At 56.7% G+C, this 21824-nt stretch carries 14 protein-coding genes; 6 read left to right on the top strand and 8 right to left on the bottom strand.

All coding sequences use genetic code 11. From position 1 onward, the window contains the following. Positions 1–88 precede the first annotated feature (88 nt). The 4 genes from VF639_RS24070 to VF639_RS24085 form a co-directional block, all read right to left on the bottom strand. The gene (locus tag VF639_RS24070; RefSeq protein WP_331148511.1) at positions 89–1573 is read right to left on the bottom strand and encodes a TolC family protein; all 1485 of its coding nucleotides are present in this window, start codon (positions 1571–1573) and stop codon (positions 89–91) included. 26 nt (positions 1574–1599) lie between these two features. After that, positions 1600–2997 carry an HlyD family secretion protein gene (locus tag VF639_RS24075; RefSeq protein WP_331148512.1) on the bottom strand — a complete coding sequence of 466 codons (1398 nt, stop codon included), beginning with the start codon at positions 2995–2997 and terminating at the stop codon, positions 1600–1602. Between the two features lie 114 nt (positions 2998–3111). Beyond that, positions 3112–4854, bottom strand: coding sequence for an ABC transporter ATP-binding protein (locus VF639_RS24080; protein WP_331148513.1), 1743 nt, complete (start codon positions 4852–4854; stop codon positions 3112–3114). A 148-nt stretch (positions 4855–5002) separates the two neighbouring features. Beyond that, a complete protein-coding gene (locus VF639_RS24085; RefSeq protein WP_331148514.1) occupies positions 5003–5695 on the bottom strand; it encodes a TetR/AcrR family transcriptional regulator in 693 nt (230 codons plus the stop codon). A gap of 431 nt (positions 5696–6126) precedes the next feature. Between VF639_RS24085 and VF639_RS24090 the strand changes: the two genes are divergently transcribed. After that, positions 6127–8097 (top strand): ABC transporter substrate-binding protein, encoded by a 1971-nt coding sequence (locus VF639_RS24090; protein WP_331148515.1) that lies wholly within the window; start codon positions 6127–6129, stop codon positions 8095–8097. 90 nt (positions 8098–8187) lie between these two features. Continuing rightward, on the top strand, positions 8188–9516 hold the full coding sequence (gene hemL / locus VF639_RS24095; RefSeq protein ID WP_331148516.1) for a glutamate-1-semialdehyde 2,1-aminomutase: 1329 nt from the start codon (positions 8188–8190) through the stop codon (positions 9514–9516). Between the two features lie 135 nt (positions 9517–9651). Here hemL and VF639_RS24100 read toward each other — a convergent pair whose 3' ends face one another. Both VF639_RS24100 and VF639_RS24105 read right to left on the bottom strand, forming a co-directional pair. After that, positions 9652–14748: a cellulose binding domain-containing protein gene (locus tag VF639_RS24100; protein ID WP_331148517.1), complete on the bottom strand. Its 5097-nt coding sequence runs from the start codon at positions 14746–14748 to the stop codon at positions 9652–9654. Positions 14749–14794: 46 nt separating this feature from the next. Further along, entirely contained in the window at positions 14795–16132 is a 1338-nt protein-coding gene (locus VF639_RS24105) for a DNA/RNA non-specific endonuclease (protein ID WP_331148518.1), read from the bottom strand. 605 nt (positions 16133–16737) lie between these two features. Between VF639_RS24105 and VF639_RS24110 the strand changes: the two genes are divergently transcribed. The 3 genes from VF639_RS24110 (at position 16738) to VF639_RS24120 (ending at position 18948) form a co-directional block, all read left to right on the top strand. Then, positions 16738–17583: a hypothetical protein gene (locus tag VF639_RS24110; protein ID WP_331148519.1), complete on the top strand. Its 846-nt coding sequence runs from the start codon at positions 16738–16740 to the stop codon at positions 17581–17583. Positions 17584–17711: 128 nt separating this feature from the next. Beyond that, on the top strand, positions 17712–18248 hold the full coding sequence (gene dcd / locus VF639_RS24115) for a dCTP deaminase (protein WP_331148520.1): 537 nt from the start codon (positions 17712–17714) through the stop codon (positions 18246–18248). Positions 18249–18432: 184 nt separating this feature from the next. After that, entirely contained in the window at positions 18433–18948 is a 516-nt protein-coding gene (locus VF639_RS24120; RefSeq protein WP_331148521.1) for a hypothetical protein, read from the top strand. 108 nt (positions 18949–19056) lie between these two features. On the opposite strand, the gene gldC is transcribed toward VF639_RS24120, so the two are convergent. Together gldC and dnaN are read right to left on the bottom strand one after the other, a co-directional pair. Further along, positions 19057–19398 carry a gliding motility protein GldC gene (gldC, locus tag VF639_RS24125; RefSeq protein WP_331148522.1) on the bottom strand — a complete coding sequence of 114 codons (342 nt, stop codon included), beginning with the start codon at positions 19396–19398 and terminating at the stop codon, positions 19057–19059. 237 nt (positions 19399–19635) lie between these two features. After that, positions 19636–20760 carry a DNA polymerase III subunit beta gene (gene dnaN / locus VF639_RS24130; protein WP_331148523.1) on the bottom strand — a complete coding sequence of 375 codons (1125 nt, stop codon included), beginning with the start codon at positions 20758–20760 and terminating at the stop codon, positions 19636–19638. 485 nt (positions 20761–21245) lie between these two features. Between dnaN and VF639_RS24135 the strand changes: the two genes are divergently transcribed. Continuing rightward, entirely contained in the window at positions 21246–21818 is a 573-nt protein-coding gene (locus VF639_RS24135; protein ID WP_331148524.1) for an RNA polymerase sigma factor, read from the top strand. Positions 21819–21824: the final 6 nt, after the last annotated feature.

Raw genomic sequence — 21824 nt, forward strand, 5'->3', positions numbered from 1 at the left:
CTTTGTATTCTTGATGGGTGGCGCATTAGCTTCTATTTATTGCCTTTGCTTGGATAAGAAGACAATGGCGGAGTGCGACTACCGCATCTTATTCTGCTCCGCCAGCGGCCCAGCGCAGCGTGGCCTGCGTTTGGGCATATTTGGCTTGCAGTTCGGCTAGCTTTACGCGGGCCGTAACCAGAGTGGCTTCCCGCGAGTTGAGCAGAAACACCGAGCTTTCCCCGTTTTCAAACCGGATTTGCTCGCCATTGCGCAGGCGCTCCGCGTTTTGCACTACTTGTTCCTGTAGGCGCAGTTGCTCGCGCAAAGCTTCCCAGTCGTTGGCCACGGTGCGCACACCAGTCTGAATCTCGCGGCTGTCTTGTTGGAGGTCTAGCTCGGTTTCGCGCAGCTTGAGGCGGTTGAGCTGCAGTTTGGCGCGCTCCTGGCGAAGCAGCAGCGGATAAGCGAAGCTCACACCTAGCTTGTAGTTATTTTCGAGGTAGCTACCGCTGAGGCGGGCACTGGTTTCGGGGCTGAAGGGCTGGCCGGCTTGCAGCAGGTTGTAGTCGAGGTTGAGCTTGGGCAGCAGCTTGTTGGCGAGCAGGCGACGCTCTAGGCTTAGCTGACTGAGCTTGGCCCGGCTTTTCTGCAACTCCGGATGAATTTGCAACGCTAACTCGGCCAGCGCGGCTACCGAGTCGGGGGGCAGGGGGCGCCAGGCAGCGGGAGCGGGCAGCAACTGCGGACGCACTTGGGCAGGTAGCTCGCGGGGTTGCTGCTGCTCGTCCCAGAGGTAATTACCAAGTAAGAGCGTGGCGTTTTGCCACTGCACCTGGGCCTGCACCAGCGTGGCCTGGCGGTTTTGCAGTTCGGTGAGGGCTTCCACTGAATCGATGGCCGCCAAGTCGCCTTGGCGCACCCGCTCCCGCACGGCCCGAAAGCGTACGTCGGCCAGGGTGGTGTTGCGGCGGAGCAGCGCCAGCCGCTGGTAGTGCAGGCTCCAGTCCCAGTAGTCTTTGGCGGCTTGCAGCACCAGCTTGTTGAGGGCGCCGCGCCGCTCGGCTTCGGCCAGGCCCTGCAAAGCTTGTGCCTGGCGCACAGCGGCCCGGCGCTCGTCCATGAGCAGCCCCTGGGCTATGGGTACGGATAGGCCTATATAACTCAGCCCGGCCAGCGGAGTGGCATTCTCGGGATTCACGTAGGTGCCCACGCCCCGTTCGAAACCGGCTTTTACGTCGGCGCCAAACCAGAGCGGCACGCGCAGCTGGGTGTCCCAATCATGAAAGTACTCTTTGCCGCCGAAGGTCTTCCCGTAGTACTTGCTGCTAGCCGACGGATCGAACAGACCACGGGCATAACGCACTTCTTGGCGGGCGCGCTCGGGCTGCAGCCCGGCTTGGCGGGCTATGGGGTGGCGCTGCGTTACGTACGTCAGCAAGTCGGCGAGGCTGAATATCGTACTTGTATCTGGCAGTTCCAGTGGTTGGACCACCCGCAACACTCGCCCGGTGCCGGGTGCCAGGGCGGAAGGCTGTTGAATGATTTGCCCTGCTGCCCCAGGCGCCGACAAACCGAGTACGGTGGTCAGCATTGCTGCTGCGATAATGCACAAGGCTTTCATTTAGCTTCCTCCTCCCCGGCCTCGGTGTCGGCCTTGTCGGTTTTCTTGGCGGCCTTGGCAGCGTAGGCTGTAGTGGGCTTGCCCACGAAGTTGGGCGGGAAGCCGTTGAGTTGCCGCCATAGCTCGTACCAGATCGGCACATCATCAAGCAAAGCCCAGCCGTAAACTCCGGAGCCCACGCGCAGCGGCCTGGGCCACGACTCCTGCTCCGGGTCGGGGGTGACGAGCACGCGGTACTGCCCCTGCGAGTCGATGTTGTCGATAACGGCCACCACGCCCCCGAAGGTGCCGAAGCTGGTACCAGGCCAGCCGCTGAACACCAGCGCCGGCCAGCCATCAAACTGCAGGCGCACCCGGCGGCCCACGCTCAGCAGCGGAATATCCATGGGTCGCACGTACAGCTCGGCGGCCAGCTGCGGGGCGTCGGGCATCACCGTCACCACCGCCTCACCTTCTTTCACGATGTCGCCGAGGCCGGTTTTGAGAGCCCGCACCACGTAGCCATCCTGCGGGGCCCGAATGTGATAGAAGCCCGAGCGGATGCGCAAGTTGGCCAGCTCGTTGCGCATTTTGGCAATCTGCCCTTCCGTATCGAACTGATAGGCAGTCACCGAACGGCGGTCCGACTCTGATTTGGCTAGCTTGTCCTGGTACTCGGCGGCCAACGAAGCCAGCTCCAGCTCGGCATTCACCAGCTCTTGGCGGCTGGCGCCCAGCTTGTTTTCCACGGCCTGGCGCTTGGCCGTGCTTTCCTGGAACTTCAGACGCCGCTGTTCCAGTTCGGTCAACGACTTCAGGCCTTGCTTGTAAAGCGTTTCCTGCCGTCCGAGCTGCTGGCGCGCAATGTCGAAGTCGTTGTTGGCGGCCCGCAGCTCGGCCGCGTCGGAATCTACTTTGAGGCGGGTTTGGGTTACTTTGTTGCGGGCTTTGTCGAGGCTGACGCGCAGGCCGCTGCGCAGCGCTACTTGCTGGCTGCCGATAGCCGTACCCTTGGCCCGGTTTTCCTGCAACGAGGCAATTTTGGCTTCCAACTGCTCCCTGGTGCGAGCCAGCAGTTCGGGGTCGAAGTACTTGTCTTTGATTTCGGTGATGACCATCAGCGTGTCGCCCTTGCGCACGCGCTGGCCTTCGCGCACCTGCCACTGGTCGATGCGCCCGCCTATGGTGCTCGGCACAATTTGTGGGCGGTCCTGGGGGCGCAGTGTAGTGAGCGTGCCGGTAGAGCGGATGTTCTGCGTCCAGGGCATAAACCCGGCTACCAGCACCAGCAGGCCAAGTCCCGAGGCCCAGCGTGCCAGCATGCGGCCCGCCCGCGGCGTCTGTACATGCCGGAACGCGCGGAAACTGGCCACCGTCGGGTTGGTTTCATCAAGCGGATTTTCGGCGAAAGGCATAAAGTGGTGAATGAGTGATTGAGTAAATGAGAGAATGAGTGAATGAGTGAAGTAGCCTATGGCGCGAATGGCGCGGCTTCATGCTGACGTAGCCTACTTCACTCATTCACTATTTCACTCACTCACCTCCCCCAGCAGCTCTTGCACTTCGGGGCGGCGGCTGAGGTCGGAGTAAGGGCCGTCGGCGAGAAGGCGACCGTCACGGAGCAGGGCCAAGCGGGGGCACAGGGCCAGTACACGGGTGTCGTTGGAAGCCAGCAGCACGGTCCAGCTGTGTTCAGGAGCCAGCACGCGGCGCAGAATGCGCAGGCGCTCAGCAGGCTCTACGCCGGGCAGGAAGTTGCCGAGCAGCAGCAGACGGGGGCGGCGCACCAGGGCCCGGGCCAGCAGTAGCTTTTGGCGGGTGCTGTCGGCGAGGGGTGTTCCGGCGCCCAGGGGCGTATTCAAACCCAACGGGCGGGCGTAGGTGTCGTCGCGCAAGCCGACCAGCTCCAGGGCCCAGGCCACATCGTCGGGTTGGATACCGGCTTGGCTGAGGGTAAGGTTTTCGAGCAGCGTACCGTCGAAGAGGTCTTGGTGGGAAATCGTATCGCCGATATGCTGCCCGAGAGCGGCTGACGAAATATCCTGCATCGCCAGCCCATCGTAGGCCACTACGCCGGTATAGCCTTCCAGCAAACCCGCCAGAATACGCAGCAGCGTGCTTTTGCCCGAGTCATCGAAGCCTGCTAGGCCCACATGCTCGCCCGGCGCCAGCTCCAACGACACGTCCTGCACCGTCTGCCGGGCGCTACCGGGGTAGTGATAGGTAAGGTGCCGCACTTCCACGCGCAGCCCCTGCCGGGCCGCGGGCAACGGCAGCGCCGCCCCCACGTGGCCTTCCACTACCGGCAGGTCGAGCACGTGCCCAATTTTGTCGAGCGAGGTTAAGGCGTCGTACACCACATCCAACTTAAGCAGCACTTTCTCGATGGCCGAGATAGTGAGAATGATGACGATTTCGGCGGCCACAAACTGCCCAATATTGATTTGGCGGCTAATCAAGAGCCAACACCCGATAATAAGCAGCGCGGCCGTAATAAGGGTTTTGAAAGCCACGAAGCCCCAATATTGCGTTAGCAGCACCTTGAAATGACTTTTGCGGGCGGCCAGATAGCCTTCTACCAGGCTGTCGGTGCGGTCGAGGGCCAGCTGCTGGCGCGGCGGGTGCCGGAAGGTGTGCACGGTGCGAGCCACGTCTTCGAGCCAAGCCACCACCCGGTACTTGTATTTCGATTCGGTGAGGCTAGTAATCAGGCCTTTAGGACCGGTAAAGCGAATCATGAGGACCAGCAGCCCCACCAGCAGCAAGCCAAACGCTATGAAGATGGGGTGGTAGAACGAGAGCAGCAGCAAGCCAAACAAGAGCTGCACCGCCGCTGCCGAAAACTCAACCAGCAGCGTGGAAAGTCCTTTTTGCAGGGTCGGCGTGTCGAGCAAGCGGTTCATCAGCTCGGGCAGGTATTGCCCATCCAGCGACTCGGTGCGCACCCGTGGCAAGCGCACCGCAAAATCGAAGCTGACACGGGCAAACAGCCGCTGCTGAATGAACTCAACCAAGTACACCTGCATCACCTGCAAGCCCCCTACCAGCAGCGTGCCCACCACAATAAATACAATGAGCACCACCAGAGAAGTGCTAACGTCGCCGCTGCTCACAAACCCGATAACCGACTGTACGCCCAGCGGCAACGACAAGCTGATGAGGCCGGTTAGCGCCGCGTACACATACAGGTAGGTGATGTCGCGCCGCTCGGCGCCGAGTAAGCGGAAAAGGCGCTGAACCGGCGTGAGAGCAGCAAGATGAGTGTCGGCCATTTCTAGAGAAGGTTTCTGGTTTGTAGTTGCTCGTTGGTGAATTGGCGGGGACGGGTTTCAGCCTATTCCAGCCGACGAAGAGCACGGTAGTTGACCGTCAGCCCCGGAGGGTGCGGTTGGCAGGAGTTATTGAATCGGTGGCCGGTGGTTAAGTTAAGGCCTTGAAAACCAGGTTTTCCAAAAAAGCATAGACCGTTTCCTCGGTGGTTTTCTGCGCGGCCGTGTTGGTGAGGGACGGCAGATGCTGCGCGAAAAACAGCTGCTTGCGCGCGGCTTCCAGCAGTGTACTTACCAGCATATGCGGGTACGGATAAGTTGGATTGATTTCACTCACCACGGCGGCTATACCTGCTGCCAGCCGCTTGTACTCCCGGAACAAGCCTGCTTGGTTGTCTTCGTCGACATCCTTGGTGAGGTAGGCTTTCGAGGCCTCCTTCACGACAATGCGGTACAGGGCGGCCCCATCAACTTGCGTAGCCGCCGCATCGGTTTGGTGGCCGCGCGTGAGAATGCGCAGCATCAGCCGCAGCCGCTCGGCCGGACTCGGCACGTTGTGGGTGTGAAACCGCATTTGGTAGCTTAGCCAGGCCCAGTACCACGACACCAGATACACCAATAGCCGGTGCTTGTTCTCGAAATAGCGGTATAGCGACGCCTCCGTGGATTCGATGCGCTGCGCCAACCGCTTGAAGGTGAATTGCTCGAAGCCAATTTCATCGATCAGCTTCACGCTTTCAGCCATTAGCCGGCGGCCAAGGTCGGTGTCCTGCGGGTCGCGCAGGTACAACCGCTCGTTTAGCTCGATTCGTAATTGAGTGCTTATAAAAGGGTTGGTTTCCATAAGAAGAAAATAAAGCAACTATATCATCTATGATAGTTTTACTATCATCAGTGGAAATACTAGAACACTCGTGTGTAGCGAAGAAGAGCGTGTTGGCCTGCTGTTCTTGAATACAAAGATATTTCACCGAGAAATGCACCGACTTAAAAAATCATTAAATGGAGCTTAATTCGGCATTAAAATCGAGTGTAAACAGGTAGGCAGGAAGTTGAGCCTTTTAGCCTGCATCAGTGGTAAGCAGCTACCGAATATCCGATCAGTTATCGGGTGGCATTAGATAGGCTTTACCTTATTAATAATAGTAACACTATCACGAAGTGTAGCACCCCTTGCGCACGTATACCTTCCCCAACCTTCCTTCGTACATTTGAACGCAAACTGCAGTGTTGCAGCTTGACTTTATTACGCCTCACTTATTGGCTTCCTGGCTTATGCCGTTTTTCTCTTTTGTGCGACTTGCCGCGTTGGGTTGCTGCTTGACGCTGGCCCTGCCCGATCAAGCTCAACAAACCACGCCTAAGCCGACTACTACCCGGCCGCCGGCCAGCAAGCCCGCCGCTCCAGCCCCTACCACCAGCAAACCGGCTACTACCACCACCAGCAAGCCTGGCACATCAACTGTTGGCAAACCCGCGGCCACTGGCACCTCTACAACCACCAAGCCCGCGGCATCCACCACAGCTAAACCAGCAACTGCCGGTGTTACCGCTGCTCCCAAAACAGTTACAACGCCCCCCAAACCCGCTGGTCCGCCCCTGCCAGCCAACTTAGGCTCCAAAGACCTAAACACGCGCTACAAAAACGGCAAAACCCTCATCGGGCAGACCCGCTACGACTTGGCCATGACCGAGTTGGAGCCCGCGGCGGTACCGGGCAACCAGTTCAAGCAAGCTCCAGAGGCCGCTTATCTATACGCAGTGGCCGCCACCCGCGCCAAGAAGTGGGCCGAGGCCGAGCAGATGCTTAATCTACTGCGCAGCGAGTATCCGCAGTGGCCCAGCATGCCTGAGGCCTTGTTTCTGCAAGGCCAGGTGTCGTTCGAGTTAAACGACTTCGACAACGCCTTGAAAGTGCTGGCCTTGCTGCCCGCCGACAAACTGGTTCAGGAGCGCGAGAACATGAAGGCGGTGTATCTGCCCCGCGTGAAAGACAAGCCCTCGTTTCAAAATCTGCTAAAAACCTATCCGCAGGAAGTGGCCTTGGGCCGCGCCTACGCCGATAAACTAGCCAACGGTGGCTGGTATACTGACACCGACAAAGGCCAGCTCGACCAGTTGATTACGCAGTTTGCGCTGGACCGCAGCCGCTATACGCCGCGCCCGCGCGCCCTCAAAAAGAGCACCTATACTATAGGCGTGCTCTTGCCGTTCGAATTCGACGACCCGAGTTGGGAAACGCGCCGCAAAAATCAGTTCGTGACCGACCTTTACGCCGGGCTACGACTCGCGCAGGATTCCTTGCAGCGCGAAGGCCATCCGGTGCAGCTTTTCGCCTACGACACGGGCGCCGATACGCTGCAGCTCAAGCAAGTACTGGCCCTGCCCGAGCTAGCCGGCATGGACCTTATCATTGGGCCAGTGTACAAGTCGGGCAGCAAGATTTTGGCCCGCTATGCGCAGCAGAAGCAGATTGTTTGCGTAAATCCGCTTTCCCAAGACGGCGACTTGGTGCTCGATAACTCCTGGCATTACCTTTTCGGACCTAGCCTGGCCACGCAGGCCCGGCAGGCGGCACAGTTTGCTTACACCCGCTTGGGTGGAGCCCGTACGGCAGTGGTGCTCTACGATGATACCCGGGATGAAGCTACTTTCGGTATGGCCTACAAACAGGCGTACGAGGCGCTCGGGGGCCGGGTGGTGGAGATGCGCCGCGTTAATGCCAACACCGATGAGGCATTGAGCGCGGGCTTTGCTGGCCTCGACCTAAAAAACGTCGGCCACTTGGTGGTAGCTTCTGATGACAAGAAAATTGGCCCTTACACCCTCAATGTCCTCAAAGCCCAGGATGCCCGGCCGCCCCTGTTCACCTACGCCTCCTGGCTCGACAACAACCGCATAGGGTTAGGCCAGCTCGATGCCCGCGACGTGTACTTTGTGCACCCGAAGTACATTGACCGGAGCAGCTTCGGGGTGCAGCGGTTTCGGCAGCTTTATGTTCAGCGCCAGAACCTGCCGCCTTCCGTGTTTGCGTTTACCGGCTTCGAGCTGCTGTATTACTTTGGTTCGCAGCTCCACCTGAATGGACCGGCGTTTCAGCAGCAGCTTACCAATGCCGGTCCGGTGTCGGGAGCGGTATTTCAAGGCATCGGCTACCCCGGCGGTGCCCACGACAACCAGTACGTACCGCTCACAAAATTAGAGCATCTGGAGCTGGAAGTGCTGAACCCAGTGGGCATCCGATAGGTTATATTCAGTAGCAAGTACTAGGTAATGAGTGGTGAGCAACCTACTACTTATTGATTTAACTCTAATTCACCGCATCATTCAGCGCTCATGTCTCAGTTCGCAGTACTTCCCACGCAATATTCCCTCACCACCAGCGCCGACCTTTTCGAGCGGGCAAAAAACCACATTCCCGGTGGTGTTAACTCGCCGGTACGGGCCTTCCGCGCGGTGGGTGGGCACCCGGTGTTTATGCAGTCTGCCAAAGGTGCCTGGCTGACGGATGTTGATGGTAATAAGTACCTGGATTTTATCAACTCCTGGGGGCCCATGATTCTGGGTCACGCACCCGAAATAGTGCTTGAAGCGGTGCAGGCGGCTATTCCGGCTTCTTTGTCGTTTGGGGCACCCACGCGCCGCGAGGTGGAAATGGCCGAGCTGATCAAGCAGATGGTGCCGAGCATCGAGAAGGTGCGGCTGGTTAACTCGGGTACGGAGGCCACGATGTCGGCTATTCGGGTAGCACGGGGCTATACGGGGCGCGACAAGATCATCAAGTTCGAGGGCTGCTACCACGGCCACGGCGACTCGTTTCTGATTGCCGCCGGCTCGGGTGCCCTCACCCTCGGCACCCCCGATTCGCCGGGCGTTACGGAAGGCGTAGCCCAGGACACCTTGACAGTTCCCTACAACGACCTGGCTGCCGTTGAACAAATTATCAAGGTGAATGAGGGCCAAGTAGCCGCCTTGATTCTGGAGCCGGTAGTGGGCAACATGGGCTTGGTGGCGCCGCAGGAAGGCTACCTGCAAGGTTTGCGCGACTTGTGCACCCAGCACGGCATTGTCTTTATTTTCGATGAGGTGATGACCGGGTTCCGCCTGGCCCGCGGCGGCGCGCAGGAGTTGTATGGCATCACCCCTGATATGACTACCCTCGGCAAAATCATCGGGGGCGGCATGCCCGTAGGAGCCTACGGCGGCCGGCAGGATATTATGGACAATGTAGCTCCCGCGGGCAAGGTCTATCAGGCTGGTACGCTCTCCGGTAACCCTATTGCCACTGCCGCCGGCATTGCCCAGCTCACCTATTTGCAAGAACACCCCGAACTTTACGACGAGCTAAACCGCATCACCACCCGCCTCGCCGACGGTACCCGGCAGATTGCCGCCGAGCTTGGTCTGAACTACACGGTGAACCAAGTAGGCTCGATGTTCAGCGTGTTCTTCACCGACAAGCCCGTTCACAACCTCGCCGACGCCAAGCACTCCGATACCGAAGCGTTTGGCCGCTATTTCCAAGCTATGCTGCACCGCGGCATCTACCTGGCGCCCGCCCAGTACGAAGCCCTATTCGTGAGCACCGCCATTACCGACGACCTGGTAGACGTGTACCTCACTGCCTGCCGCGAGTCTATGCGCGAGGCGCACGGACTATCCTAAAGGTGAAATGGTGAAAGGTGAAGTTGTGAATAGAAGCACAACTTCACCTTTCACCATTTCACCTTTAGGATAGCTAGAAAATGAAAAAGCCGGCCCTAAATAGGGCCGGCTTTTTCTGTGGCTGGGTGGCTAGGTTTACTGAACCACTAGCTTGAGCTGTTGCACCGTAGTACCGGTGGTGAGGCGAGCCATGTACACGCCGGTTGAAACACTGGCTGCTTGCCACTCCACCTGCACCAGCTGCCCGGCTTGGGCTTTGCCGGTTTGCAAGTGCTTAACGAGGCGGCCCTGCATGTCGTAAACTTCCAGTTGGTAATCCTGCGCCTGTGCGGCGGTGAACGTAATGGTGGTGCTGCCCGTGAAGGGGTTGGGGTAGCTGCTTACTACGCTTCTGACTCCGGCAGCTGGCTTGGCAGCCAATGCAGTGCTGCCTTGGCCGCGCGCAGCCGTTGGGGTGGCACCGGTGGGCTCTACGCCATATACCAGTTGCCCTTGCACGTAGGCTGTGATGTGCGGGTTTGCAGCCAGTGCCGAAGCCGCTACCTGGTACGAGAAGTCGTTGGCTTGGTCGAAGTTCGACCAGTCAGACTTAGCTAGGCGATACTGCACGTTGCCGGTGAAACTGAGCGGCGAGAAGCTACCGAGGGTGGCGGCAAAATGCAGTTCGGCATAGGTTTCCGTACCAGCATGGCCGAAAGTCACTTGCACGTTGTTAGCTCCTAGCTGCGCGTAGTCGATGTACGAATTGAGCTGTTGCGTGCCTTCCGGGCTAAACCAGTAGCGCACCGTCAGGTCCTGGTAGGCTACCGGCGTGTTGCCTTCGTTACGAACCTGCAGATAGGTACTGATGGTGTTGGAGTTTGGCTGACTGCTCTTGTTCTGCGACCAGACGGTGAAGCGCGGTGCCGCCGCTACCGGGGCCGGCTCCACCCCTCCTACCAGCAAGCCGTTGCGGTAAACGGTGATGTGGTCGTTGGTTTGGTACGTGCGGTTGGCGGCGTACGAATAGTCATCGGCTTCGCTGAAGTTGGTTTGGGTCTGCTTGGCCAGGCGCGACTGAATAGCTCCTGAATTGCCACGGGCAGGCAAGCTGCCGGCCGCAGCCGTGAAGCTGTACTCCACATAGCCGAAGGCCCCTTGATAAGGCTGCGGCAATGCTACGTAGCGCGTCTGCACGTTACGAGTCCCGAGTTGGGCGTAGTCGGTTACCACTTGCAGGGCGGCGTAGTCTTCCACCGTCAGCCAGTAACGCACCGTTAGTTCCTGGTAGGGAATAGCCGCGGTGGTGAGGTTGACGAGCTGCAGGTTGGGCTTGATGGCGTTGTTGGTAAGCTGACCATCAGCGTCCTGGTGTTGCACGCTTAAGCTAGCCGGCGTGGCCTCTACCCTCACCTCGAAAGTTTGCGTCGCGGCACCACAGCTGTTAGTGGCGGTGGCCGTCACAGTGGTCGTACCGATCGGGAAGTTGTAAGGCGAAGTAATAGGCGTTGCGGCCCCATTCAATACAGCCGAGTAAGTAATGGCGGGCGCCGGGGTGCCGGTAACCGTAGCGGCAAAAACGACCGAAGCAGACCGCTGCCCATAGGCGGCCGTGGCCGTCGGCACGGTGGGCACCGTCAGTTCAGGCCGTGTATTTACGGCTACCGTAGCCGTACCCGTTAGCCTATCGCCCGTGCAGTTACCATCGGTTAGGCTAACCAGACTGTATGTTGTGTTAGCAGTTGGGCGTACCGCAAAGGTGTAATTCCCATTAGCATCCAAATCAGCGGCGCTTACGGTTAACGAAATAGCAGCGCCATTATTCGCTGAGTAGCCTACTTGCCATGGCGCCGTGCCGGTTAAGTGCAGCGTCAGCGGGGTGCTGGTGCCGGCGCAGATGGTGGCCGAACCGCTCAGCGCAGCCGTGGGCAATGCCCGTACCGTTACCTGCTTACTGATGGTATCGGAGCAAGTGCCTTGCGTGATGATAAGCTTGGCTGTATAAGTGCCTGCCGCGCTGTAAGTGTGCGTGATGCTGCCTTTGGTGGTGTAATCCACAACGCCATCGTTGTTTACATCCCAGGCATAGTTGGCATTCGATTCTACTACGCGCGAAGAATCAGTGAAAGCCGTGGGTATACCTACGCAAACTGTATTGGCGGCAAAAGCGGCGGTTGGTTCCAGGCAGGTGAGGCCCGTGCGTACTACCCGGTACGAAGTACCTATCCGAATCCCGTCAATCACCGAGTTGGGCGTGGTACTGCCTTGCCGCAACGCCACCGTACCGATGTCGGCCGGTGAGTTGCCAGCATCCGTCACCCCGACGGTAGCCGCAGTGGGCTCCGTTAGTCCAGGATTTACAAACAGTTGCGTAGTGCTGCCGTTGTCGTCGAAGGTGTACTTCATCACCAGTAAGTAAGTATCCCCCGTGTTGTACTCCTCGGTGCCGTACACGATGTTGCTGCTGTTGTCGCTGACGCCGAACTGCACTTTGCTGGTCGAAGAACCTCTGCGGGCATACACCCGACTTCTGAAGTTGGAAGCCAGCGTGGCCGGCCCCAAATGGAAGAAGTAGTCACCGGTGGTAGAGCTGCCCGTTATTTTAACAACAAAAGACGCATACACCGGCGTCCGGGCGTAAACGGGGGCAAAAGCACGATTCACATCCTGGCCAGTCGTGGTTAGGGTTGCGGCATTGCCAATGCCGCTGGCGCCGTAGCCTGCATAACTCAACCCTGGATTTGATACCGGAATAAAGTTAGAAGTGCCACTGTGCGAAGTCCAGTTGTTGGCCGTCAGCAGGGTACCGGCCGTGTAAGCGAAGTTTTCCTCCAGCAACATAGCCGCCGGTATGGCCGGGGTGGTTTGCGTAATAATACCCGGCGTAGTAGTCAGGTAATTTTCGGCATAGGGCGTGTCGTTGTCGTTATAATCGAAGACGGCAAACGCGTACGGGGTATTGGGCCGCAGGTTGGTAACGACCACGGTGTCGTTGCTGCCGGCGTACAACACGTAGCTGCTGGTACCTAACCGGGCACCCCGCCCGAAGGCCGTACTGTCGCGGTAGGTGGTAGCATCAACCGGCACCGCATCAACCGCGCTACCAATGCGAGCCAGCACCAAGTGCTTAGCGCCGTTGCCGCCCGTTAAGGTTAGCTTCAGCGACGTGCCCGTCACCTCACGCGCCGCTACCGTCGCCGACTGCGTAGGCTCAACCGCCAACGGCACAGTGGCGGTGGTAAAGCTAAATTCTTCGCCGTATGCAATACCAGCACTGTTGGTAGCATAGGCGCGGACGTAATAGCTAGTGCCCGGCGTCAGGCCGGTGATGGCGCTAGTGAAAGTACCCGTGCTGTCGCCGTTGGTGGTTTTCAGGTTGCCTAACACCGGATTTGGCAGCAACCCCCATACCACGCCGCGCGCGGTAACGCTACTTCCGCCGTCACCTTCCACCGTGCCACCGGTGTTGACGCTCGTCGGCAGGATGTTCGTTAGCGTAGTCGTGCTCACGGTTGCCGGATACACGGGTGCCTGGCTGCTACCACTAACGGTTACCGTTTGCTGCGGCAGGCCCGTGCTGCTCACCGGAATAGTGGCCTGGTAAGGCTGCGCGGCCGTGGGTGCAAAACGCACTTCTATGGTCGTGGCGCTTACCGTGCCGTTGGTAGGTTGTAATTCAATTACGCAGCATGCGAAAGGCTGCGTGCCCGTCCGAATTTCGAATCCGGCCGGGGGCGTGACGAGCAGCGGCGCCGTCAGGCCCGTACCACTCACCGCAAAGCTCTTAGGCACCGAAGCCGCCCCCACCGCAACCCGCCCAAAATCGGGTACTGCGGTTGGCGTTGCCACAACTTCCGGGTTTGAAGCCGATACCATCACAGTTACCGGCGAGCTTAGTCCTTCAACCGAACCACAGGTGGTGGTAAGCGTGGCCTGCGCTACCACGTAGTAAGTGCCGACTGCGCCGAAATCCGAACCCTTAAGCTGATACGTGGCACTCGTAGCGCCAGCAATAGCCGTAGTAAATGGCCCCGCGGCGGAAGTGCTGTATAGCCAACTGAACGTTGAGTTAGTGGCCGCCGTGGCGGTTAGCGTGGCGCCAGTACCCGCCGCCACAACAGTTTGCGGACCAGCCGGGGCAACACCAACCGCGTTAGAAGTTGGCCTTGAAGCCACCGTGAGGTTGGCACCGTTATTGGTGCCGTAGGTTACAGGTTCGTCGTTCACCACCCGGACCCGGTAGCCAGTACCGTTCGGCGTGGCAGCCGGAACAACCGCCGCAATAGGCGAAGTCCCGCTGCCGATAATGTTGTCAATGGTATTGGCCGGGAATGTCCCCGCGGCGTTGGATAGCTGCACCTTGAAAGTCCCGGTGAAGGTGCCCAACGTAGTGTAAGCTACATCAAACGGCGCGCTGCCCGCACCTGCACTCAAGCAAAAGGGGCTGTTGTAAGTTGAAGGCGCCGTGGTAATAGTAGCAACCGGCGTGGGGTTACCCGTCGACAAGGTCGGCGTCAGCACCAAGTTATCGAGGCCCAAAGCCTGCCCGTTTGAAGGACCACCCGTATGGCTCCAGCGCAGGTAAAACAGGCCATCAACGGGCAGATTGATATTAGATAGCGTGACGGTTCGGGTGGTGCTGAAAGCTGGATCAGCTGGATCAACCACCGCATTGGCAGTGCCAGCGGCAAAGGTTGCCTCGCCGGCCATTTGCTCGGCCCAGGTAGTGCCGTCGGTGCTGCCGTAGAATTTCCACACGAAGCTGCTCATCCCCGTGCGGTATTTCTCGATGTTGTAGTCGACAGTTAAATTTTGGATAACTGCTCCCGTATTGTTTTTGATGGCCAACAAAATGTGGCGCGGCGAAGCAGCAGAGCTACTAGTTAGAAAACCTAGAGCCCGGTCGGTGGCCGTAGCCGTAACACCAGTTCCAAAGTTGTAGTCGCCGCCCCCAGAGTTGACGCTCATGGCACCAGTGCCCGATGTGCCGCCAGAACGGGTAGTGGCCGTAGTAGTAGTACCAGAATAAGAAACCGTAGCCCCTACCGACAACTTAAAGCCCGCCGGCACTGCCGCCGTAGCGCTGCTGCCCATGCCGTCGAAGTTCTCGGTTTTGGGTGCTGCGCCAGTAAGCACCAGTTGGGCCTTGGCGCTGCCAGGAACCAGCAAGGCAAAGCTGAAAATGCCGACTAGCAGCCTGTTAAGTATCCATTTCGGTCGGCCAGGACGCAACAGATTAGAAGTCATGCTCATATAATGACAGCAAAGCTGAAAAACCAAGTGAAGAAGGAAGTGGGAATCAGGAAACCGGACCGTTGTCGACTCTCGACTCAATCACGGTCTGCACGTTAACCGGCAGGCTAGAAAGAATATCGTACCCCGTCGCCTGCTCAATTGCGTCAACGGTGGTGCGGTAGGTGCCCCAATTCTGGTCCAGCGTGTTGATATTGGGCGTATCGATGGCAATAACCCGCGTATTGGCGTTAATCCGGGAAACGTCGTTGTCGCCCACTGGCAGAATCACCACCACCTTCCAGCACCGCGACGGCACGGTAATGCGCCCTTGGTCGATGGTTCTGGTGAGGGTAGTATCGGCATTCGAGCCCCGGCCGCCCACGCCGTAGCTGCCGCATATCACATACACTTCGTTGTTGGGCAGAAACGTCCGGCTGTAGTTTTCCAGAGCCGCCCAGGTCTGCTGGTTGTTGTTGGGGGCCTGCGGCATCATATTGCTCATCAGGAAGGTCGCCGAATTGTCGGCCACGCTCGCCGTGCGGTCGGCCGATGGGCAATTGTGACCCCGGTCGAAGCCGCTGCCCACGTAGCTGTTGGATTGCACCTGATACCAACCAGCCGGCAGCGCCGTGTCGTTGCGGAAGTCGTCTTGCCGGTCGATGCCGCCCCGGTCCTCATTGTCGATGTGCCAGGATACCCAGTTTGGCTTGCCCTGGTCGCGGTTATAGCCAATAGTAAACTGCGGCTTCACCAGCAAATAGTTGTTGGGGCTATTTACATCGGCAATGGCTCCGCTCGGGTTGCCTAAGGCCAGGTTGTCGTTGTCGGCGGAAGGCTGCGCGCTTCCGTACTCCGTCACCACGAAGTCGTCGATGTTCAGGCGGGCTCGGCCGCCCGAGGTTTTCCGAATCTCGAACTTTACCCGACCCTGAATATTAACCGTGAAAGCCACCGCCTGCAACGTAGCCGAAGAAGTCAGTACCGTTTGGCCCACCTTCGTCCACTTGTTGCAGTTGCATGACTCCGACTGCGCGAAAAGCTCCCAGCTACTGCTGCCATCGGTGCCATACACGGCGTGCTGCACCGTCACGGTGGCAGCGCCCGTAGGCACAAAGAAATCCATGGTGAGGGTGCCGCCTTGCTGCAGGCGGACGGCCTGGTTGCCATTTTTGTGGTCGGCGGCCGTGTTGCCTAGCACAGCATCGTTAAGCACCCAATTGCCCGTAGTAAGGCCCACCGTGCCGCTAGGATAGGCGGGCTTGCTCCCGGTTTCAAAAGCTTCCTCGGTGTTTTGTAGGAGTGGCGCTTGCCAGAAAGGATGAAGGCCAATACTTACCGGATAAAAGGCAAAGCATGGCAGCAACAGCAGTATGCTACTGCATCCAAGTAGTTTTTTATTCATTAATAGAAAACCTTATTTGAAACTTCCGGAAAATACATGAACTAAAACCGCGTACAGAAACCGGCATCAAATTTAGCTACGTATTATTCAGTGGCAGTAATAATAATGGCTTGTTTATAGTTCACTAAAAAAGATATTATATTGATTATATAAAAATAATATAAGTAAGCTTACAATAATGCAAATAGTATAAATGCGATTTAAAGTGCTTGAGAGACTTATATTTAACAATTTGATAACAGTCTTTTCACTCTTGTATGGACTGTATGTAATAGGCACCATCAGCTTGATTGAAATCAAATAGGTTTTATTAACCTCGTGTTCAAGCAGCTCGCATAAATTAAATAACTGTTGCAAATAAAATATCAAGAAGTACAATTTTATATTATGTGAAATAGAAATCACTGTTCAATAAAACCACGCAATGGCACTATCCACCAAGAGTTAATTACGCTTTCAGTTATTACGCTTTTACTTCTGCACCACGCAACCCATTAACTATAGTTTAGAGCAGGAATACCAGCACACAATTCCAACCAAATCGGTTTTAGCAGTAGATTCCGGGGAAACAGCGGTTACCTTTGCCGCTAAACATTCTTGCCCCTATGCCTCGACTTCGACTGTTACTGCCGCTATTCCTGGTTTTATGGCTGGCCTTGCTTGGCAGCCTTTGGGCTCAAACCGAATCGGCCGCCGCAGCCAACAAACGCCTGTTCGACCGCACCGTTGACGAGCTTAATTTTCGCACCATGGAAACCGTGTACGATAAGTCGTTTACACGGCGTAAGTTTCCAGTATCGCTGCGTACGGCCAAAGCCCGCAAAGACTTCAACGACTTCGACGGCCGCACCGATTTGCAGACGCTGTTCCAGAACTACAATGGTGTGTCGGAGCGCTACAAAAACCGCTTTGGCCGGGGGCGCACCGATCTGGCAGAATTTGAAAAGCAGCTGCGCAGTATCGTGGTTGACAAAAATTTCGAGTTTTTTGTCCGGGTACTGCCCCGCGACGAGCGAGTGTCCTTAATAAGGAGCCTGGAGCGCTTCATTCAGCAAAGCGCAGCGCAGTTCAATGCCTCCGAAGATGCCGCCCCCGATGAGCTAGCCGCCGATGGCGCCGCCGTGCCCCCCGCCGACATCGACGCGCCCCTAACAACTACACCCGAGGATGCCGCGCCCGCCGCCCAGGCCACGCCTGCTTCCACCACGAGCACCAGCCCCCGCTCCCTCGACAAAGCAGTTCAGCACGATTGGGTGGACTACCTGACCCTGATGCTGTCGGGTGCCTCGGTTTTACTGCTGCTTTTCCTGGTCACCAGCGTCCTGCCCGACATGCGTACTCGCCTCGACGCCCTCACCGATGAACTAGACCGCCAGACGGGCACTCCTCCCTCCCGCCGCTCCGCCAATGCCCTTCCCGAAGACCGTTACGAAGACGAGGAAGACAACTAGAAATTCTGAATTAGTAATTCTGGTTTCTGAATTAAGTGAACAGCTGGAGTGGTTTACGGCAACTTATCGTTCTTCAGAAGGCAGCTTACTTATTCAGAATTCAGAATTACTAATTCAGAATTCAATCCATGATCCTTACCGACCAGCAGATTCTCGCCGAAATTGAGCGGGGCAACATTATCATCGAGCCTTATGACCGCACCTGCCTAGGCACCAACTCCTACGACGTGCACCTGGGTCGTTACCTGGCTACCTACCGCGACGCTGTACTGGATGCTCGCAAGCACAATGAAATCGAGCAATTTGAAATTCCGGCCGAGGGGTTTGTCTTACAGCCCGGCGTGCTCTATCTAGGCGTTACCGAAGAGTACACCGAAAGCCACGCCCACGTACCTTTCCTCGAAGGCAAAAGCAGCGTCGGCCGGCTCGGTATTGATATCCATGCCACCGCGGGCAAAGGCGACATCGGCTTCTGCAACCACTGGACGCTGGAAATAAGCGTGTCGATGCCCGTGCGGGTTTACTACGGTATGCCTGTTGGGCAGCTTATTTATTTCACGGTGCAAGGCAACGTCGAAACCTTCTACAATCGCAAGGCCAACGCCAAATACAACGACCGTACCGACAAGCCAGTGGAGTCGATGATGTGGAAAAACAAGTTTTGAATGGTAGATTATTGCATGGTTGGTCGTTCTGACAAAGTGGTAAACAATCAGCTACTCAACAATCAGCCAGAAAAAATAAACTCCTTGGCATTATTTTTCGTTAACAAAAGACATCCGGCAGCTCTCGACTTATCGATAAGTAGCTGGATGTCTTCTTTTAACTTTCCACTGACCTATCTGACCGATGAGAAAGCAACTTGCCATCGCCTCCTTGCTGCTTGCTAGTACACTTAGCATCCAGGCTCAGCAACAGCCCTCCCTCGCTCCTGCCAAAAAAGCTCAGTCGCCGCCGCGCCTTACCCAGGTGCAGGAGCGCGCCAAGAGCCTCTCCGACCAAATGGCGCGCGATTTGCGCCTCAATGGCTACCAGTCCACTCGTCTGCGCGCCATCAACGAAGACAAAGTAGCCAAGATGGCGGCCATCGAGCAACGTAATGCCGGCAACAACCAGCTCATTACCCAGCAGTGCGATGAAGTCTGCAAAGAGCGTGATAAAGAGCTCCAAGCTGTTCTTTCCAACGATCAGTACAGCAGCTACTACGGCTCCCGCTCTACATACCGCAAGTATGACCGGGACTATGCTTCACGCACGGCCAACGTCAATTCCAACTTCGTAAAGTCGGTGCAGAATCCGTCACCGGCTTCTAGTGGGGCCACTATTGCGCCGTCGCGCACCCCGGCCCCCAAGCAAGGCCGATAAAAAAGAAGCTCTCTTTACATCAACAAAAAGCCCCGTCAGCACAATTGCTAACGGGGCTTTTTGTTGCCAGGCAGTAGTAGTAGTGCTAGGGATTTAAGTGCAAGTGCACTACTGCTGCTTGCTTTCTTCCTCTTCGATGTGGCTCATGAGTTCCTTGCACAGGTTGCGCATCTTGGTAGCCATCACCGAGTCGTTGGTGGCTGTGATGATGCTTTCGGCCATGGCACCCATGGTATCCACGTAAAAGCGCTTCATTTCATCGACGGGCATTTCCTTGGTCCATAAGTCGATTTTCATGGTACCCCGCTCGTCCCGGTCCCAAAGGGCAATGTTGATAGCCTTGGCGAAGTGAATATCGGGGCCGGCATCGGTAGCAGTCCAGCTAATGGCCTCGGGCACTTTCTGGTCGTCGAGGGCAATGCTGAAGCGGATTTCGGATTTCTTGGTCACGGATTAACGCGGATTTTAACGGATTACACAGATTTTGTGAACGGCTGCGCGTAGCGTTTGAGCTAAGCGCCTGTGGCCTTACGGCGAATGTTAACGGTATTCGGGTGGTCGGTCACCAAACAGCTAGTCGGAGTGGAATAGCACAGAGTGCGTAAGCCGGATAGCAGCAAACAAACCTTACGGCGGCCTGCCGTCTACAAGATTCGTGTAATCCGAATAATCCGGCCAATTCCGTGGTTAGACGTAGTTGTTGAGCATCACGGGCATCACCAGCATCAGGATGTTCTCGTTGTCGTCGGTGAGGGTAGGCATCAGCAAACCAGCCCGGTTGGGCGTGCTCAGTTCGAGCGTGATTTCCTCGGAGTCGATATTGGACAGCATCTCCTGCAGGAACTTGGCGTTGAAGCCAATTTCCATGTCCTCGCCGTCGTACTGGCAAGGCAGCTTTTCGTTGGCTTCGTTGCTGAAGTCCAGGTCTTCGGCCGAAACCGTCAGCTCGGAGCCCGCGAGGCGCAGGCGCACTTGGTGAGTGGTTTTGTTGGAGTAGATGCTGATGCGCTTCACCGAGTTCAGGATTTCCTGGCGGCTGATGATGAGCTTGTTGGGGTTGCTCACCGGAATTACGTTCTCGTAATCGGGGTAGCGCTCATCAATCAAACGGCACACGAGGCGCATTTGGTTGAAGCTGAAGAAGGCGTTGGAATTATTGAACTCCACTTTTACTGGCGTAGCCTCGGAAGGTAGAGCACCTTTCAGCAGGTTAAAGGCCTTCCGCGGAATGATGAGGTTGGCGGTTTGACCGGCGCCTACATCAGAGCGACGGTAGCGCAACAGGCGGTGCCCGTCGGTGGCTACAAACGTAACTTGATTGTCGGCGAGCTGGACCAGAATACCCGTCATGGCCGGGCGCAGCTCGTCGGTGCTAACGGCAAAGATGGTTTTGTTGATGGCGCGGGCCAGCGACGACGATGGAATTTCGATGGGCGTAGAACCCTTTACTACCGGCACGCGCGGGAAATCGGTAGCGTTTTCGCCGGCCAGCTTGTAACGGCCGTTGCTGCTCGCAATTTCGATGGTGTAAGTTTCCTCGTCTAGCGTGAAGGTTACAGGCTGATCGGGTAGGTTTTTGAGGGTATCGAGCAGGATGCGGGCAGGAGCCGCAATGCGGCCGGCCTCACGGGCTTCCACGGGCAGCTCCGTCATCATGCTGGTTTCCAGATCAGAGGCCGTAATTGTTAGCTTACCTTCCTCAATCTCGAAGAGGAAATTCTCGAGAATCGGCACCACGGGATTGTTCGTGACCACGCCATTGATGCTCTGAAGCTGCTTGAGCAAGGCGGAAGACGAGACGATGAACTTCATACAGAGATTGGGGGTCGAAAGTGTTTGGGGAAGGGAGACAAAGATAGGTAATAGGGTCTGTTTTCAAGCGCCCTTTTCGCAGCAACACCTACTGTGCGAGCAGTGCAACAACCGGAATTGCCAGGGCCGCACGGACGGCCCCCTCCCACTACTCGGCCAACTTCAACTAAGGTCTACGCGGGTACACGGCAGGTTGCACCGCAACACGGAGCGCAAGCCATTAGTGCACAACAAGATATTTGTGTTAGCCAACAAATCCAACGATAGCTTACAACCAGTTTATACTGGCCACCGCCCTGCGTTGAACGCTTATTTAATACGCAAACAATGACTGCTTTTTCAGGTATTTAGTTTCTAGACCAGAAAGTGGTAGCGTAGCGTTTCAAAAAGAGTAAGAATCAAAGGAAATATAGCAGCCTTCCTTTCCAACAAGAATATTTCTGGTTTATTTACTACACCAAGCGCTACGAAACCCACTCACCCTAATGACCGAAGAGCATGCAACTCAACTTTGGGACAATTTTCGGATGGGTGATTCGCAGGCGTTAGCAACGCTTTTCGAGGTTTATTACGATGCCCTCTTTCATTATGGGCTAAAACTAGCTGGCGACGAAGAATTGGTGAAAGACTGCATTCAGAACCTGTTTCAGAAACTATGGCGCCGCCATGAGAATCTGCGCTCAGTGCAAGTTGTGAAACCGTATCTGTTTAAGGCCCTGCGCCGCCACATAGGCGACGAAACCAAGCTACTGCGCCAGCACCGGCTGCTCCCAAGCTATTCTGATACTTTCGACGTTACCTATTCTTACGAAGACTTCCTGATCAAGCAGCAAAACACACAAGAGCAAAGTCAACAGTTGCTAGCAGCACTCAACAAACTCTCGAAGCGGCAGCGGGAAGCGCTGTATCTGAAATTCTTTGATGGGTTCTCCTACGAGAAGATTTCAGAGGTGATGTCACTTAATATTCAGTCAGTACGCAATCTTGTTTTTATGGCTCTGCAAGCGCTTCGCAAAGCTCTACTTGCTTCTTTGTTTATGCTGTTTATTTCGCAATAGCGAGTG

This window comes from Hymenobacter sp., from assembly GCF_036387835.1.
In the GTDB taxonomy this organism is placed as follows: Bacteria; Bacteroidota; Bacteroidia; order Cytophagales; family Hymenobacteraceae; genus Hymenobacter.